Below are 436 nucleotides of genomic sequence, written 5' to 3'. Positions count from 1 at the left end.
CCTCTAGACGATGGGGACGCGTAACTTCATCAAGTTTTTTTCGGCTATCCGGACGGCCTAATGTCCGGATTTGGTGGAGCCAAGCGGGATCGAACCGCTGACCTCCTGCATGCCATGCAGGCGCTCTCCCAGCTGAGCTATGGCCCCGTATCCAAATTTTCGAGCGCGGAATGATACCGGACTCTTTGTTGGAGTGGAAGCTTTTTCTTCTTCCTCATTGCCTGTTGGGCAGGCAGCTTCTCCAACAAAAAAGACCCTCGACAATCCGGGTCTTTGTTTTCGATGAATGGCGTCCCCACGGGGATTCGAACCCCGGTCGCCACCGTGAAAGGGTGATGTCCTAGGCCTCTAGACGATGGGGACGCGTAACTTCATCAAGTTTTTTTCGGCTATCCGGACGGCCTAATGTCCGGATTTGGTGGAGCCAAGCGGGATC

Annotated in this window: 2 tRNA genes; both read right to left on the bottom strand. The window is 54.6% G+C overall.

The window, feature by feature from the left end:
* Positions 1 to 71 precede the first annotated feature (71 nt).
* Positions 72 to 147 (bottom strand) — tRNA-Ala (locus tag AC1DGW_RS16880).
* A 140-nt stretch (positions 148 to 287) separates the two neighbouring features.
* Positions 288 to 363 (bottom strand) — tRNA-Glu (locus AC1DGW_RS16875).
* Positions 364 to 436: the final 73 nt, after the last annotated feature.

Source organism: Stenotrophomonas sp. 05N423 (assembly GCF_056397145.1).
Note: the sequence above shows the minus strand (reverse complement) of the source record. Positions and strands in the feature narration are given on the sequence as shown.